At 69.5% G+C, this 14,794-nt stretch carries 13 protein-coding genes; 9 read left to right on the forward strand and 4 right to left on the reverse strand.

Features of this window, described 5'->3' with window-relative positions; translation table 11 throughout:
• The first annotated feature begins 24 nt into the window (after positions 1-24).
• On the forward strand, positions 25-912 hold the full coding sequence (locus ACSTA4_RS29525; protein ID WP_444961932.1) for a hypothetical protein: 888 nt from the start codon (positions 25-27) through the stop codon (positions 910-912).
• 183 nt (positions 913-1,095) lie between these two features.
• On the opposite strand, the gene ACSTA4_RS29530 is transcribed toward ACSTA4_RS29525, so the two are convergent.
• Positions 1,096-3,042 carry a heavy metal translocating P-type ATPase gene (locus ACSTA4_RS29530; protein WP_444961933.1) on the reverse strand — a complete coding sequence of 649 codons (1,947 nt, stop codon included), beginning with the start codon at positions 3,040-3,042 and terminating at the stop codon, positions 1,096-1,098.
• A gap of 709 nt (positions 3,043-3,751) precedes the next feature.
• Here ACSTA4_RS29530 and ACSTA4_RS29535 point away from each other — a divergent pair.
• On the forward strand, positions 3,752-4,264 hold the full coding sequence (locus tag ACSTA4_RS29535) for an SRPBCC family protein (RefSeq protein WP_444961934.1): 513 nt from the start codon (positions 3,752-3,754) through the stop codon (positions 4,262-4,264).
• Between the two features lie 189 nt (positions 4,265-4,453).
• On the opposite strand, the gene ACSTA4_RS29540 is transcribed toward ACSTA4_RS29535, so the two are convergent.
• Positions 4,454-5,218, reverse strand: coding sequence for a phosphatase PAP2 family protein (locus tag ACSTA4_RS29540; protein WP_444961935.1), 765 nt, complete (start codon positions 5,216-5,218; stop codon positions 4,454-4,456).
• A gap of 773 nt (positions 5,219-5,991) precedes the next feature.
• On the opposite strand from ACSTA4_RS29540, the gene ACSTA4_RS29545 reads away from it, so the two are divergent.
• The 4 genes from ACSTA4_RS29545 to ACSTA4_RS29560 all read left to right on the forward strand — a co-directional run bounded on the left by ACSTA4_RS29545 (position 5,992) and on the right by ACSTA4_RS29560 (position 10,630).
• Entirely contained in the window at positions 5,992-6,669 is a 678-nt protein-coding gene (locus ACSTA4_RS29545) for a GntR family transcriptional regulator (protein ID WP_212642110.1), read from the forward strand.
• 499 nt (positions 6,670-7,168) lie between these two features.
• Positions 7,169-8,278: a pyruvate dehydrogenase (acetyl-transferring) E1 component subunit alpha gene (gene pdhA, locus ACSTA4_RS29550; protein WP_444961936.1), complete on the forward strand. Its 1,110-nt coding sequence runs from the start codon at positions 7,169-7,171 to the stop codon at positions 8,276-8,278.
• A 13-nt stretch (positions 8,279-8,291) separates the two neighbouring features.
• Complete coding sequence (locus ACSTA4_RS29555) at positions 8,292-9,305, forward strand: alpha-ketoacid dehydrogenase subunit beta (protein ID WP_248772813.1); 1,014 nt, start codon at positions 8,292-8,294, stop codon at positions 9,303-9,305.
• Positions 9,306-9,319: 14 nt separating this feature from the next.
• Entirely contained in the window at positions 9,320-10,630 is a 1,311-nt protein-coding gene (locus ACSTA4_RS29560) for a pyruvate dehydrogenase complex dihydrolipoamide acetyltransferase (protein WP_444961937.1), read from the forward strand.
• 710 nt (positions 10,631-11,340) lie between these two features.
• Here ACSTA4_RS29560 and ACSTA4_RS29565 read toward each other — a convergent pair.
• Together ACSTA4_RS29565 and ACSTA4_RS29570 are read right to left on the reverse strand one after the other, a co-directional pair.
• Positions 11,341-11,748, reverse strand: a complete 408-nt coding sequence (locus ACSTA4_RS29565) for an ATP-binding protein (RefSeq protein ID WP_444961938.1) — start codon at positions 11,746-11,748, stop codon at positions 11,341-11,343.
• A gap of 166 nt (positions 11,749-11,914) precedes the next feature.
• A complete protein-coding gene (locus tag ACSTA4_RS29570) occupies positions 11,915-12,817 on the reverse strand; it encodes a helix-turn-helix domain-containing protein (RefSeq protein ID WP_444961939.1) in 903 nt (300 codons plus the stop codon).
• A 211-nt stretch (positions 12,818-13,028) separates the two neighbouring features.
• Here ACSTA4_RS29570 and ACSTA4_RS29575 point away from each other — a divergent pair, with 211 nt between their 5' ends.
• The 3 genes from ACSTA4_RS29575 to ACSTA4_RS29585 all read left to right on the forward strand — a co-directional run bounded on the left by ACSTA4_RS29575 (position 13,029) and on the right by ACSTA4_RS29585 (position 14,732).
• Positions 13,029-13,889, forward strand: a complete 861-nt coding sequence (locus tag ACSTA4_RS29575; RefSeq protein WP_444961940.1) for a helix-turn-helix domain-containing protein — start codon at positions 13,029-13,031, stop codon at positions 13,887-13,889.
• 19 nt (positions 13,890-13,908) lie between these two features.
• Positions 13,909-14,091, forward strand: a complete 183-nt coding sequence (locus ACSTA4_RS29580) for a DUF397 domain-containing protein (RefSeq protein ID WP_358456168.1) — start codon at positions 13,909-13,911, stop codon at positions 14,089-14,091.
• A 266-nt stretch (positions 14,092-14,357) separates the two neighbouring features.
• The gene (locus tag ACSTA4_RS29585; RefSeq protein WP_174546057.1) at positions 14,358-14,732 is read left to right on the forward strand and encodes a DUF6507 family protein; all 375 of its coding nucleotides are present in this window, start codon (positions 14,358-14,360) and stop codon (positions 14,730-14,732) included.
• The last annotated feature ends 62 nt before the right edge of the window (positions 14,733-14,794 follow it).

Raw genomic sequence — 14,794 nt, forward strand, 5'->3', positions numbered from 1 at the left:
CCGACAGCACCGACAAGGAGACGTATGCCCAGCCGAGCCCATGAGATCCCACTACGGATCATCCAGAACCAACCAGCCCTGGCCTCAGTGCTACTCAAGGAGTCCTTGGGATTCGATGTCCCCCACCACACCGAGGCGCTGCCCACCACTTCGGTTCTCACCAACTGTGACCCGAAGGAACTCAACAGCGACGGAGCCACACTGCTCCGCGACGGGACCCGTAACGTGCTGGCGATCGTCGTGGAACGCCAGCACGACCGGGACAAGGAGAAACGGGCGAGTTGGCCCGCCTACCTGGTCAACCTGCACGTCCGCCTGGAGTGCCCCGCCGTGCTCGTGGTCCTGTGCCCTGACGACGCGATGGCGCGCTGGTGCGCCAAGCCCATCAGCATCGGCCATCCCGGCTTCGTGCTGAGGCCGTTGGTGATCGGTCCGGGCAACACTCCCGTCGTCACTGATGTGGAGCAGGCACGCGCGATGCCCGAACTCGCGGTGCTGTCGGCCTACGCCCACGGGGACACCGACCCGCGCACCCTGAAAACGGTGGTGGAGGCGCTTGACTCCACCGCTCCGAAGAACCGCACGTTTTACTATGACTACGTACTGGCCGGTCTTCAGGAGGCCGCCCGGAAGGAGTTGGAGGGCTTGATGGCCTTGGACACCTACAAGTGGCAGAGCGACTTCGCCCGCAAGTACGTCCATATGGGCCGCGAGGAGGGCCGCGAGGAGGGCCGCGAGGAGGGCCGTGCGGCCGAGGCCGCGAACAGCGTCCTGCTCTTCCTCGACGCACGCGGTCTGACCGTCTCCGACGAGGTCCGCCAGCGCGTCGATTCCTGCACCGACCTGGAGACCCTGCGGACGTGGGTTCGTCGCGCCAGCGAGGTCGAGCGCGCGGAGGACATCTTCGGCTGAGACGCCCGCGTCCAGCTCGAAGGTTTCACGTGAAACCTCGCTGAGCTGCGGGAACGAGGCAGCCACCGTCCCGTATCCGATCGGGACGGTGGCCTGTCGCGATGCCCCTCCCGCTACCGGAGGGGCGCCGCGATCTCCAGAGATTACCGGGTCCGATCCCGCCGTCGACGGGACCTTCGCCCCTCAGGAGGAGGCGCTCAGGTCCACCCGGCGCAGGAGTTGGGCGTTGAGCGCCACGATGATCGTGGACAGGCTCATCAGCACCGCTCCCACGGCCGGGGCGAGCACGATCCCGACCGGCGCCAGCACCCCGGCGGCCAGCGGGACGGCGAGCACGTTGTATCCGGCGGCCCACACGAGGTTCTGCACCATCTTGCGGTAACCGGCCGCCGACAGCTCGCGGACCGCCACCACGCCGCGCGGGTCGTCCGAGGCCAGCACGACCCCGGCGGACTCGATCGCCACGTCGGTGCCCGCGCCGATCGCGATGCCGACGTCCGCCCTGGCCAGGGCGGGCGCGTCGTTCACACCGTCGCCGACCATCGCCACCCGGTTCCCCCTCGACTGGAGGTCGCGGACCACGGCGTCCTTCTGGTCGGGCAGGACCTGGGCGAAGACCTCGTCGAGGCCGAGCCGCTCGGCCACGGCGTCGGCCACGTTGCGGGCGTCGCCGGTCACCATCGCGACGCGCACGCCCCGCTCCTGGAGCCGCCGGACGGCCGCGGCCGACTCGGGGCGGACCTCGTCGGCCAGCGCCAGGGCTCCGGCCACCTCGCCGTCCACGACCACGTGCAGCACCGTCGCGCCGCGCTCACGCCAGGGCCCGGTGCGTCCGGCCAGGTCGTCCGGCTCGGTGAGACCGAGCGACTCCAGCAGGGACGGGCCGCCCACGTGCACGTCGGAGCCCTCGACCGAGGCGCGGACGCCGCGTCCGGTCAGCGACCGGAAGCCGGTGGCGGCGGGCACCGGGCCCGCCTCCCGCGCCGCCCGGACGATCGCCCTGGCGAGCGGGTGCTCGGAGTCGGCCTCGACCGCACCGGCCAGGGCCACCACCCGCTCGGAGGTGCGCCCGGAGGCGGCGGCGGTGTCGGTGACGGCGGGGGCGCCCTTGGTCAGGGTGCCGGTCTTGTCGAAGAGCACGGTGTCCACGAGGCGGGTCCGCTCCAGGGCCATGCGGTCCTTGACCAGGATGCCGTTGCGGGCGGAGACGGCCGTGGAGATCGCGATGACCAGCGGGATCGCCAGCCCCAGGGCGTGCGGGCAGGCGATGACCAGGACGGTCACGGTGCGTTCGACGGCCTCGGTGGCCTCGCCGAGCAGGGTCCACACGGCGGCAGTGAGCACGGCGGCGACCAGGGCGAACCAGAACAGGAGGGCGGCGGCCCGGTCGGCGAGCGCCTGCGAGCGCGAACGGGACTCCTGCGCCTCGCTGACGAGCCGCTGGATACCGGCCAGGGCGGTGTCCTCGCCGACCGCGTCGACGCGGACCCGGACTGAGGAGTCGGTGGCGACGGTCCCGGCGACGACGCGGTCGCCCTCGGAACGGGTGACCGTGCGGGACTCGCCGGTGATCATCGACTCGTCCATGGCGGCACCGCCTCCGACCACGGTGCCGTCGGCGGGGACGCGCCCGCCGGAGCGGACCAGGACGGTGTCGCCGGTGCGCAGGTCGGCGAGGCCCACCTCCTCGATCCCCCCGTCGGCGCCGACCCTCTCGGCGCGGTCGGGCAGGAGCGCGGCCAGGGCCTCCAGGGCACCGGACGCCTGGCCGAGGGCGCGCATCTCCAGCCAGTGGCCGAGGAGCATGACCACGACCAGCAGGACCAGCTCCCACCAGAAGTCGAGTTCCATGCCCACCACGCCGAACGTGGCGAGCATGCTGGAGCCGAAGGCGACGGTGATCGCCATGGCGACCAGGGTCATCATGCCGGGCCTGCGCTCGCGGAGCTCGCCGACGACGCCGGAGAGGAAGGGCCAGCCGCCGTAGAGGTAGACGACGGTGCCGAGTACCGGCGGCACCCAGGTCAGCGCGGAGGGGACCTGGTAGCCGAGCCAGCCGGAGATCATGTGACTGGTGAGAACCACGGGAACGCTGAGCAGCAGGCTCCACCAGAAGCGGGTCCGGAACATCGCGGCGTGGTCCCCGTGGCCCCCATGGCCACCGTGACCCCCATGACCGCTGTGGCCACCGTGACCGGCGTGCTCACCGTGTCCGGGGGCGTCCCCGTCACCGGCATGCTCATCGGCGCTGCTGGGGCCTTGGCGATCCCTGTGGCTGGAGCGCTCACCATGCCCCGGGGTACCGGCGTGAGCCGTGTGCGTGCCGTGACTGGCGTACCCCTCATGCCCCTCGTGTGTCTCATGAGCTGAGGGGTTCGTGTACCCGGCACGCCCCTCGGGGCTCTCGTCCCGCCACCGGGCCCGGTCACCTCCGTGGCCGTGCGGTCCGTGTTCACCTGCGGTCATGTCGTTCTCCTCCTCACTCTCGCAACATACCCCTTAGGGGTATCCACGGGACAGACGTCCACCCCGTCGGCGTGTCACTACAAGCAATATACCCCTGAGGGGTATTCCCAAAAGGGATGACGGCTCATTCCCCGTTCCGGAACCGGTGTCTCCCGCCACGGCGCCGCCCCGCCTCCGCCGGAGGGAACGGGGCCGCCCGCGTCCGACCCCGGGCCCGGACATCCGGCACAGCGCTACCCCGCACGGCGCCACCCCACACGGCGCCGCCCGACACAGCACCCCGCGAACAGCCCCACCCCGCACGGCGCCCCCGCCCGGGTTCCCTCCGGGGGCGCCGGGGTAGGCCGATGCCGAGTGGACCTGGAGGGACACCATGGCCGGACGCGAGATCGACGAACGCGGGCTCCTGAGCGGCCCGAACACCACCGAACGCCCCCGTGCCACGAGCACGGCGGTCTACACGGCCCACTTCGACGCGCCGCCCGACCGGGTGTTCGCGTTCTGCACGAGCCGGTCGGGCCTGGAGGACTCCATGCCCGGCGGGGTACGCGTCCTGCGCTGGCCCGAGGCGGGCTTCGCCGTGGGCGAGACGATGGTGATGCGCTGGCGCCTGGCCGGGCTCCTCCCCGTGCGCTGGGTCGGCGTCATCGACTCCTTCGAGGAGGGCGACCACTTCACCGACCTCCAACTGCGCGGCATGTTCCGGTTCTTCCGGCACACGCACACGACGGCGCCCGAGGGGGCCGGGACCGCCTACACGGACCGGGTGGAATTCGCCAGCCTCTTCGGTCCCGTTGTGGACAGAACCGTACTAAGGTTTGTGATGGACCGGATGTTCCTGCAACGTCTGGCCCGCATGCGGGAACTGGTGGAGGCCGGGGCCTGACCGCGGGGAGCCCTCACGGCTCCCCCACGTCGGTTCCACGGACCCGCCAGCGCCCCCACCAGCACGTACGCGGCGCGCCGACACGTCGGCGCACTTGGCCCCGTCCCGGACGGGCGTCGGGACCGCGGACGAGCGCGGCGCCCGCCGGACCGGGTCCGACGGGCGCGGTGCCACGGGTGGGAGGGCGGCTCAGTCCCTCACGGGAAGCGCACCGTCCCCCTCGCCGTACCAGGGCCACCACTGCGTGGTGCGCCCGGACGGGATCATCCGGTCCAGCCGGATGGTCACCCTCAGTGCGAAACCGCCCGCGACCATCCCCGCCATCAGATCCGTGAACCAGTGGAAGTGCAGGTAGATCGAGACGATGGACTGGAGCAGGGCGATGGCGACGATGCAGTACGCCAGGCGCCGGATGATGTGCGGCCGGGCCGCCCCGAACCGGATGATCAGGAAGAGCACCAGGCCGTAGATGAGGATCGCGTTCGCCCCGTGCCCGGACGGGAAGGCCACGTTGCCCGGCCCCATGAAGAAGTCGGGGTTGAAGTCCTTGGCGTGCCCGCGGTTGATGGCCAGCTTCATCACCGACACCAGGGACATCATCCCCACGACGCCGACCGCGCCCAGCACGATCGGACGCCAGCTGCGATGCCAGTAGGCCAGCTGGAGCGCGGTGACGCCCAGGACCGGCAGCGCGACCGCACGGGAGGCGACGGTGTCCGGCCACAGGATCATGGGCTCGCGGAGCGTGTCCCAGTAGGGCCGGGGCAGCTCGTTCAGGAAGTTGTCGACCGGGTGCAGCGGCCCCGCGGCCAGCATCGTCATGACGAGCAGCGCCACGGCGAGCATGATGGCGATGCGGTCCGACGCGATTCCCCACGCGATCTCGCTCACACTGGGCCATCGGACCGGGCGCACGACGGGCCGCCCCGGGTCGTACACGGTGGTACGAACCATGGGGATCGGTCCGCTGTAGGGTCCCGGGAGCGGTGTCGCCCGCTCTTGCCTGTCGTGTGGCTCGGTCAACTGCCTCGCCCGTGGATGTCGTCGTGTCCTCGAAGAGTGCGTCATGTGCTCAGTGCTGTCTCACACGTCGTGGGCTTGCCTGTGGCACTTGTGAAGCGTGGGGGACGGGCTAGCCGTGGTTACTGGAACTGATCTGACGTCCTCAGCGCCGACTCGGAGTGGACATGACGGAGAGTTCACTACTCTCCGCCCACTCCGTTCGACGGCCGGTCCTTCGGGCTGGTTCACTACGTCGTGACCGGCCTCTGGGCAGGATCGGCGTCCGAGGAACAAGGGGTGTCGACCGTGGCGTCTACGGTGCGCCGTGTGCTCGGCCCGGACCAGTCGGCGCGGACCGCTTGAGCGCGGATGAAGGCGGCGCAGGTCAGGGCGCCTCATCGAACTCCTCGTCGTTACGTGCGTCACGCTCCGTACAGCTTTGTGTGAATATTGCCGACAGATGAGCCTACCCGGACAGTTCCCCCCGTCGGTGGTGTGGTGGCCCACGTGCGTTCGCCGCCACCTCGGACTTTGCCCCACGCCCCGACACTGGACGTTGGCGGTTCACCGCCATGCGACCTGTTCGTGAGCCTTCTGTTAGCGGTTCGAGGCCTGCTGTCCGGTTGACCCGCGGGTGTGTGGCACTCTTCAGAGAGCTTGTACGACGCTGAGCGAGCCGGTCCGCGCACGGGCCGTGTGCTGGACGTGGAACGGAAGGGCCCTGGATGGTCGACCTGCCCCAGCTGCCGGATGATCCCTCGAAGCTGGCCCGTGAGCCGCTCAGGGAGCAGATCCGGCAGGTACTGGTCGAGGGCCTGCTGTCCGGTCGCTGGCAGCCCGGCGAGCGGATCGTGGAACGCCGCGTCGCCACGGAGCTGAGGGTGAGCCAGGCGCCGGTGCGCGAGGCGCTGCGCGAGCTGGAGACCCTGCGCCTGATCGAGACCGTCCCCAACAAGGGCGCCCGGGTGCGGGCCTTCGGCGTCCAGGACATGGCGGAGATCTACCCCGTGCGCGCCGGGCTGGAGCTGGTCGCGGCGCAGTTGGCCGCGCCCCGGCTGGCCGACGACCCCTCCCCCCTGGAGCGGGAGGTGGAGGCGCTCCAGCGGGCGACCGCCCAGGGCGACGTGTCCGAGCAGATCCGGCACAGCGTGGAGTTCCACCGCGAGGTCGTGCGCGCCGCCCGCAACAGCGTGCTGCTGCACACCTGGGAGTCGCTGGGCGTGGAGGTGTGGACCGCGCTGTCGGTGCGCTGGCTGAACATGGAGCTGCACGCCAAGGCCGCCGACCACGCCCAGATCACGCGCGCCTTCGTCGAGGGCGACCCCGCGGTGGGACAGATGCTCAGCGACCACGTGCTCAACTACGTGGAGGCCGCGCTGAAGTCCCACGAGAGCGCCCGCTGACCCCTGGCCCCGGGACCGCCCAGCATCCCCGTTCCGCGGGAGCGCGGTGACCTGCCCCGTCGCACCGAAACCGGACCTTCTGCCATAGAGTTGTATTGATCGATCATCGATCAGACCGTAGAGTGTGCGCGACACACATCACACACGAGCGAACCCCTCCCGGGCAAGCGGAGTCGTTCATCCGGCCGGTGGACGAACCCGTGCGACCGGCAACCGCCGCGCCGGACCACGGACGCATACGCGGGTGCAGACCGGGAAGCAATGCGGCAGGGGTTCTGCGGACAACTGCACACGAGACCCCACCAGCGCTTCGTGTCCGGGAGAGGACGAGCCACCCTCCCCCGGGACGCGCCCCGCAACAGCCACAGAGCGCCGCCACCGCATGAGCCGGGTGGCTGCGCACGCCACGGTCGCACCCGACAGCGCGGCCACGGCGGGCCTGGTACCCCGGTCCACAGACCCGGGGCCCCAGGCCTTCTCGTACGTAGAAAGGCACACCATGGCTGACACGGCCAAGCCGAAGGGCCGCACCGCCAGGTCCTCAGGGACCCGGCGGCGTACCACCCGCAAGGACACCTCCCCCGGCCTCGCCGACGAGAAGCCCGACACCCTCCTCGACTACTACCGCCAGATGGTGTTCATCCGGCGGTTCGAGGAGCGCACGGCCCAGGCCTACACCCAGGCCAGGATCGGCGGCTACTGTCACCTCAACCTCGGCGAGGAGGCCACGGTCGTCGGCCTGATGACCGCCCTCCAGGAGCGCGACTACCTGTTCACGAACTACCGTGACCACGGGTACGCGATCGGCAAGGGCATGGACCCCAAGCGGGTCATGGCCGAGCTCTACGGGCGCACCGACGGCGTGTCCAAGGGCTGGGGCGGCTCGATGCACATGTACGACACCGAGACCCGCATGCTCGGCGGCTACGGCATCGTCGGCGGACAGCTGCCGCTGGCCGCCGGCGCCGCGCTCGCCGTCTCCTACCGGGGCGGCGACGAGGTCGTCATGTGCCAGATGGGCGACGGCACCACCAACATCGGCGCCTGGCACGAGACGCTCAACATCGCCAAGCTGTGGAACCTGCCGATCGTCTTCGTGGTGATCAACAACTTCACCGGCATGGGCACCACGGTCGAGATGTCCTCCGCCGAGCCCGACCTGTACAAGCGCGGCGCCGCCTTCCGCATCGAGGGCGAGCGCGTGGACGGCCGCGACGTGCTCGCGGTCCGCGACACCGCGTCCAGGCTCATCGAGCGCGCCCGCGAGGAGCAGACCCCGTTCCTGCTGGAGGCGTGGAGCTACCGGATGAAGGGCCACTCCGTGGTCGACCCGGCCAAGTACCGCACCGACGAGCAGAAGGACGAGGCGCGGTCGGAGGAGAACGACCCGATCGCCCTGTTCGAGGCCAGGCTCACCGAGGAGGGCGTCCTCACCGACGAGCTGCGCGAGGAGATCGCCGCCTCCGTCAAGGCCGAGGTCGCCGAGGCCGCGGACTTCGCCGAGAACAGCCCGCACCCGGAGGTCTCCACCCTCTTCGACTACACCTACGCCACCCCGGTGCCCAACGAGTCCACCCGCATGCCCGCCGACCCGGTGTTCGCGGAGTAGGGAAGGAACCCACATGTCTGTGATCACTTACCGCCAGGCTCTGCGGGACACCCTTCGCGCCGAGATGGTCCGCGACGAGAACGTCCTCGTCATGGGCGAGGAGATCGGCGTCTTCGAGGGCTCCTACAAGATCACCGAGGGCCTGCTCAAGGAGTTCGGCCCGCGCAGGGTCAAGGACACCCCGATCGCCGAGGAGGGCTTCGTCGGCGCGGCCGTCGGCGCGGCCATGCTGGGCCTGCGCCCGGTCGTCGAGCTGATGACGATCAACTTCTCGCTGATCGCCATCGACCAGATCATCAACCACGCCGCCAAGATCTACGGCATGTTCGGCGGACAGACGAGCGTGCCCATGGTCATCCGCACGCCCGGCGGCGGCGGCCAGCAGCTCGGCGCCACGCACTCGCAGAACATCGAGCTGTTCTACTCGTTCATCCCCGGCCTGAAGGTGCTCGCTCCCAGCACCCCGGCCGAGGCCTCGCAGATGCTGCGCGCGGCGATCCGCGACGACGACCCGGTCCTGTTCCTGGAGAACCTGGGCCTGTACAACTCCAAGGGCGAGGTCCCCGACGACTACGCCGAGCCGGAGAACGACAACGTCGCCACCATCGGCCGCGCCAAGGTCACCCGCGAGGGCAGCGACATCACCCTCATCGGCTACTCCCGGATGGCCATGGTCGCGAACCAGGTCGCCGAGAAGCTGGCCGAGGAGGACATCGACGTCGAGGTCGTCGACCTGCGCAGCCTGCGGCCGCTGGACCGCCAGACCTTCGTGGACTCGGTCAAGAAGACCGGCTCCGCGGTGATCTGCGAGGACGACTGGCTGACCTACGGGATCGGCGCGGAGATCGCCGCCTCGATCCAGGAGGGCGCCTTCGACTACCTCGACGCCCCGGTCCGCCGGGTGGCGATGGCGGAGGTCCCCATGCCCTACGCCAAGCCGCTGGAGACGGCGGCCCTGCCGTCGGTCGAGTCGATCAGCACCGCCATCAAGGAGACCCTGAGCGCCGTCGGCAAACGGGTCGGGTAGAGGGAGTTTCAAGCATGAGCGAGATCCAGATGCCGCGCCTCTCCGACACCATGGAGGAAGGCGTCATCAGCACGTGGGTCAAGAACGTGGGCGACAAGGTCGCCTCCGGTGACGTCCTGGTCGAGATCGAGACCGACAAGGCCGTCATGGAGTACGAGGCCTACGAGGACGGCTACCTGGTCAAGCAGTCCGTCTCCGAGGGTGAGACGGTGCCGATCGGCGCGGTCATCGGCGTGATCGCCGACTCCCCTGACGCGGTGCCCGAGGACTCCGGCGACGGCGGCTCGGAGCCCGAGCCCGCCGCGGAGGAGCAGGGCGAGAAGGCGGAGGAGATCCAGGAGGCCGCCGAGGGCACGGAGAAGGAGGCGGAGGAGTCCGAGGAATCCGCCCCGGCCTCCGGCGACGAGGCCGCGCGCCCGCGCACCTCCCCGCTGGCCCGGCGCCTGGCCAAGGAGTACGGCCTGGACATCAACAAGATCCAGGGGTCGGGCCCCAAGGGCCGGATCGTGCGCGCCGACATCGAGGCCGCCCGGGAAGGCGGTGCCGCCGAGCAGGCCGCACCCGCCGCGCAGCCCAAGGAGGAGGCCAAGCCCGCCGCGGAGAAGGCGGCGACCGCTCCGGCCTTCGACGACGGCCGCGCCTCCGAGGAGCTCAAGGTCAGCAACGTGCGCAAGGTGATCGCGCGCCGCCTGACCGAGAGCAAGCAGACGGTGCCGCACTTCTACCTGCGCCGCACGATCGACGCCGAGAAGCTCAAGGCCTTCCGCGCGCAGATCAACGAGCAGCTGTCCAGCACGGGCGTGAAGGTCAGCTTCAACGACCTGATCGTCAAGGCCAGCGCGACGGCGCTGAAGCTGCACCCGGCGGTGAACACCTCGTGGGTGGACGACAAGCTGCTCCAGCACCACCGGGTCAACGTCGGTGTGGCCGTGGCCGTGGACGCCGGGCTCGTGGTGCCGGTGCTGCACGACACCGACAAGGCGACGCTGTCGGAGATCTCCACGCGCACGCGCGAGCTGGCGGGCAAGGCCCGTGACGGCAAGCTCAAGCCGCAGGAGATGAGCGGCGGCACGTTCAGCGTGTCCAACCTGGGCATGTTCGGCGTGGACAGCTTCTCCGCGGTGATCAACCCGCCGGAGGCCGCCATCCTCGCGGTCGGCGCGATGCGCCAGGAGCCGGTGGTCGTGGACGGCGAGGTCGCCGTGCGCAACCGGATCTCCCTGGAGCTGTCGGTGGACCACCGCGCGGTGGACGGCGCCGTGGGCGCCGCGTTCCTCAAGGACCTCGCGGAGATCCTGGAAGAGCCGATGCGGATCATCCTGTAGCGTCCGGCGCTCGGTACACGCGACGCCCCGGCCGGAAACGGCCGGGGCGTCCGTCGTTCCCGGGGCCGCACGTCCGGCCCCGTCGTTTCCGGGCGGACGCGGCGGATTCCGTTCACAGCCTGTGGACAAGTGGACGCGGGGACATGCCGACGAGTCGACACGGCGACGAACCGACAGGGTGACAGAGTGACAGGGCGGCGCCCTCACCGCTCCGACACCGGAGGTCCCGGCGTGGCGGCCACCGCTGTCCACAGGCTGTGGACAGCCGAACGAGCGAGCGGGCGGGCGAACGGGCGAGAGGACACGCCACCAGGGCGGCATGGCGAAGACCTGGCCGAGAAGGGACCCGCCCGCGACGGCCGCGCCGTAGGCCAGCATCCGCCAGTCGGACCACCGGAACCGTTCGCGGAGGGGCCGCTGGTGGCGGCGGTGGCGTCCGCCCTCGGCGGGTTCGGTTCCCTCCTCCAGAACGCCTGGCCGGGACGAGGCCCGGTTCCGCTGAACGCGGCGCTCCTCGGCCACCCTCATCCAATGGGGCAGGACCCCGTGTTCGAGCCGGTAGGCGACCCGTGGGTTGCTGCGCATCTCTTCGAGGAGCCGCTGTTCCCTCGTGAGCGGGGTGGGCTCGGAGGTGTGCGAGGGGCGGGAGAAGCGACGGCCCCGGGGTGCGCCGAGCACCTCCCGCATGCGCGGGTTCACGGTGACGGCGGTCATCGGAGGGCCTCGCCCGTACCGGGGATGGTGAACTCGGCCCACACGGCCGTTCCCAGGTCGGCGCAGAAGGGGAACGGGACGACCGGGTAGGTACCCCAGGTCTGTGCGAGGTTGTCGATGAGGAGGAGTCCGCGTCCGCGTTCGGCGGTCATCCACTCCGTCTCGGTGCGCTGTTCGGGTATGCGCGGCGCGGTCTCCCGGGCGCCGTCGTCCACCAGGACCAGGCGCAGGACACCGGGGTTGGTGAGGAACAGAGAGCGGAGCACACGTCCTCCGGGTTCTCCGGAACAGGTGTGCTCGACGGCGTTGGCGGCGGCCTCGCTGGCGCACAGGACCACCGTCTCGACCAGGTCGTCGTCGAACCCGGCCAGGTCGGTGCGCACGTCGGCTCGGACGTCGGACATCCGGGAGAGGGTTCCGGGGTAGATCCGGGCCTTCCACCGGGAATCGGCGGGTATCACCTGCGGCACAATGGACATGTCGACAGCTCGCTTTCTGGTTATTGCTTGGATGTCGGCCTGCTCTGGGGGTGTGATTGCACCCGCCAGGGCTTTTCTCTTTCTTCCGGCTTCAGCGGGCGGCGTGCTGGGCGGCGACACCGCCGAGCGGTGTGGACGTGTCACTGTCGGCCTGACCGGCCGTGATGGCCCTGCGTGCGGGAGTCGTGTCGAACGCGGCCGCGATGTCGGTGAGCAGGTCCAGGGATTCGGCCGTCGGAAGCGCGGCGCCGCGCAGGTCCTCGAACAGGTCGATGAACGCTTGGACGTCGCCGGGTTCGGTGATGAGCTGGCCGTCGCCGCAGGGAGCCATGACGTGGGCGACGGTGTAGGAGGGGCCCAGCGTCAGCAGGCGGAAGGGACCCATGGGGCAGGGGTGTTCGCGTGCTTCCCGGGGGATGATCTGGAAGCGCAGACCGCTGTCGCGAACGGAGCAGCGGAGACGCCGCAGTTGTTCGCGCATCACCTCCCGGCCGCCGATCGCGGTGCGCAGGGCCGTCTCGTTGACGACCACGCGCAGGCCGTCGCTCCTGTTCCACCCGCTCTTCCTGCCACGGCCGTGGTCCCGGCCCAGAGCGGTGGAGTAGTCGTGGGTCTGGAGTGACGCGGGAATGAGCCCGGGGTGGAACTCGCGGACGGTGCCCGCACCGGAGTCGAGCCCGTGCGGGGGCGCTCCGGACGCGAGGTGGGCGTTGATGGTCGCGCGGGCCCAGGCGTTGACCAGGCGTCCCCTCGCCCCGGTCCTCCCGTCGAGGTAGTTCGCGGTGGAGCGGAACGGGACAGTGGTTCCGGACTCGACGCGGCGCAGCTCGTCGGCGCTCAGCGCCTCGCGCATGGCGAGGTCCTCGTGGGAGAGTCCCGCCGCCAGCCGGAGTTGCTCAACCCGCCTGCCGAAGGCCTGCCACTCCCCGCTTCCCGAATCCTTGCCAGAGGGCCCGGCAGCCTCGTTTCCCTTGAACTGACCAGTGGTTTTCATCCTCGTTCCTCGCTCCTCACGGCGATCCGGATCTGCTGAGCATGGCGGCAGGTCTCATGTGATTCACACGAAACGCTCCGCACCGAAGCACTCAGCCACTACTCTGAGCAATAAGCTGACTACCAACATCATGCATAGCAAACTGCGATTTAGCAAGAGACTGGAAGCAAACTCCAGAGATTGGGGTGGCGTGAAGCGTTACCATCGGTCCATGCGTCGTCCCCGTGCCCAAAGCCCCAGCGTGCGCCGTCGCCGTCTCGCCGCAGAGCTACGCAAACTCCGGGAGGAGTCGGGGCTGACCGGAGCTACCGCAGCCAAGACCCTCGGCTGGCAGCACTCCAAGATCACGCGGATCGAACGCGCGGATCAGGGCATCAACCAGGCGGATCTGAGCAAGCTCCTCGATCTGTACAAGGTCTCTGATGAGCGCTACCGCGAGGGACTCATGCAGCTCGCGAAGGAAGCGAAGCAGCGTGGCTGGTGGTCTGACTACCGTGATGTCTTCGGCCCGGGGGCACTGCCCGACTTCGAAACCGAAGCGTCGATCATCCGCACCTTCGAAGCGCAGGTCATCACCGGCCTCCTCCAGACACCCGACTACGCGGCCGCCATCTTTCGCGGAGGCGCCGCCCATCCCGCCAGCGTCGTCGAGCGTCATGTACAGGCCAGGTTGGAGCGACAGAGGATCCTGGAGGGTGTGCACCCGGCCAAGCTGTACGCGATCCTCGACGAGGGCACCCTACGCCGAATGGTCGGCGGACCTGGCGTCATGCGTGAGCAGCTTCAGCACCTCGTCAACTCGGCCACCAGGCACAACGTGGACCTCCGAGTGCTTCCCTTCTCCGCAGGCGCCCACTCCGCGATGCTCGGCTCCTTCATCCTTCTCGACTTCGAGGACCCTCTGGACCAGACACTCGCGTTCACCGAGTCGGTCACTACTAGCCTGTTCCTGGAGGAACCCCACCAGATCGAACGGCACAACGACGTGTACGGGCACCTACAAGGCTCGGCACTTCTGCCCGGCCCATCGGTGGAGTTCATCGAGCAGATGTTGCGTGACGACTACACGTAGAAGGACATGAGTGATACCGATGTTCGACCTGGCGTTCCGCAAGTCCTCTTACAGCGCTAACGCTCAGGCGTGCGTAGAGGTGGCGGACACACCGACCCTCCACGCGGTCCGCGACTCCAAGGCGCCGGAGCAAGCGCCTCTCATGTTCGACCGCACCGAGTGGCACGCCTTCATCAGAGGCACCAAGAACACCCACCACTAACCGCAGAACCAGCAGTCCCCGTCCGCCGACACCGGGCAGACGGGGACTTCGTCGTCCACAGGCGCGCTGACCGGTTCCGGACACGTGACATGGACCCCCACAGCGGCTGGGCACGGAACCGATATCCCTCCCACCAGGTATGACAGGTGTCCGCCTGCCCTCAAAAGGTCTTTCATAGTGATTGGACCTTCTTGTGCCGTCTGCGACATCATTCGACAACGCAGAGGAATCGACTTACAGCGCCCCCGCGACCGAAGGAGAGCCACTTGTCGGCGTGGAACATCCAGCCCTCGGAGGTCAGCGCGATCCTGACGAGCGTCTCAGGTCATGTGGGCGACGAGGAGGGCACCGAAGGACTCACCAGTCACATGAGCTCCCTGGAGACCCACCTCAACGAGGCCAGCAGCGGGGCCGCCAGCGACCCCATCGGCATGGCCCTGGCGGAGTTCGCCGACCACTACTTCGGCGAGATCGGTGACATGGTCTCCATCTCCTCCAGCGCGGTCACCGGAGCGAGCGACGCCACCCTGTACTACGTGAACGGAAACCTGGAGATGGCCGCCGAGTCCCAGGCCAACGCCGGAAAGATCCCCGAACCGGTGGACGGCGCCGGGGGCGGCCAACCCGTCAGCCCCTACTGAGCGAACCGACGCCCACGCGGACCGGGTCCCACTCCTCCCCCAGTGCCACTCGTCTCGCCCCC

Source organism: Nocardiopsis sp. M1B1, assembly GCF_052466615.1.

Excerpts from the sequence above, each read along its gene's own strand:
- ACSTA4_RS29545 (WP_212642110.1), top strand. The coding sequence starts at position 5,992 with ATGGTCGACCTGCCCCAGCTGCCGGATGATCCCTCGAAGCTGGCCCGT.
- ACSTA4_RS29570 (WP_444961939.1), bottom strand. The coding sequence starts at position 12,817 with ATGAAAACCACTGGTCAGTTCAAGGGAAACGAGGCTGCCGGGCCCTCT.
- ACSTA4_RS29540 (WP_444961935.1), bottom strand. The coding sequence starts at position 5,218 with ATGGTTCGTACCACCGTGTACGACCCGGGGCGGCCCGTCGTGCGCCCG.
- ACSTA4_RS29555 (WP_248772813.1), top strand. The coding sequence starts at position 8,292 with ATGTCTGTGATCACTTACCGCCAGGCTCTGCGGGACACCCTTCGCGCC.
- ACSTA4_RS29575 (WP_444961940.1), top strand. The coding sequence starts at position 13,029 with ATGCGTCGTCCCCGTGCCCAAAGCCCCAGCGTGCGCCGTCGCCGTCTC.
- ACSTA4_RS29565 (WP_444961938.1), bottom strand. The coding sequence starts at position 11,748 with ATGTCCGACGTCCGAGCCGACGTGCGCACCGACCTGGCCGGGTTCGAC.
- ACSTA4_RS29560 (WP_444961937.1), top strand. The coding sequence starts at position 9,320 with ATGAGCGAGATCCAGATGCCGCGCCTCTCCGACACCATGGAGGAAGGC.
- ACSTA4_RS29535 (WP_444961934.1), top strand. The coding sequence starts at position 3,752 with ATGGCCGGACGCGAGATCGACGAACGCGGGCTCCTGAGCGGCCCGAAC.
- ACSTA4_RS29580 (WP_358456168.1), top strand. The coding sequence starts at position 13,909 with ATGTTCGACCTGGCGTTCCGCAAGTCCTCTTACAGCGCTAACGCTCAG.
- ACSTA4_RS29530 (WP_444961933.1), bottom strand. The coding sequence starts at position 3,042 with ATGTTCCGGACCCGCTTCTGGTGGAGCCTGCTGCTCAGCGTTCCCGTG.
- pdhA (WP_444961936.1), top strand. The coding sequence starts at position 7,169 with ATGGCTGACACGGCCAAGCCGAAGGGCCGCACCGCCAGGTCCTCAGGG.
- ACSTA4_RS29525 (WP_444961932.1), top strand. The coding sequence starts at position 25 with ATGCCCAGCCGAGCCCATGAGATCCCACTACGGATCATCCAGAACCAA.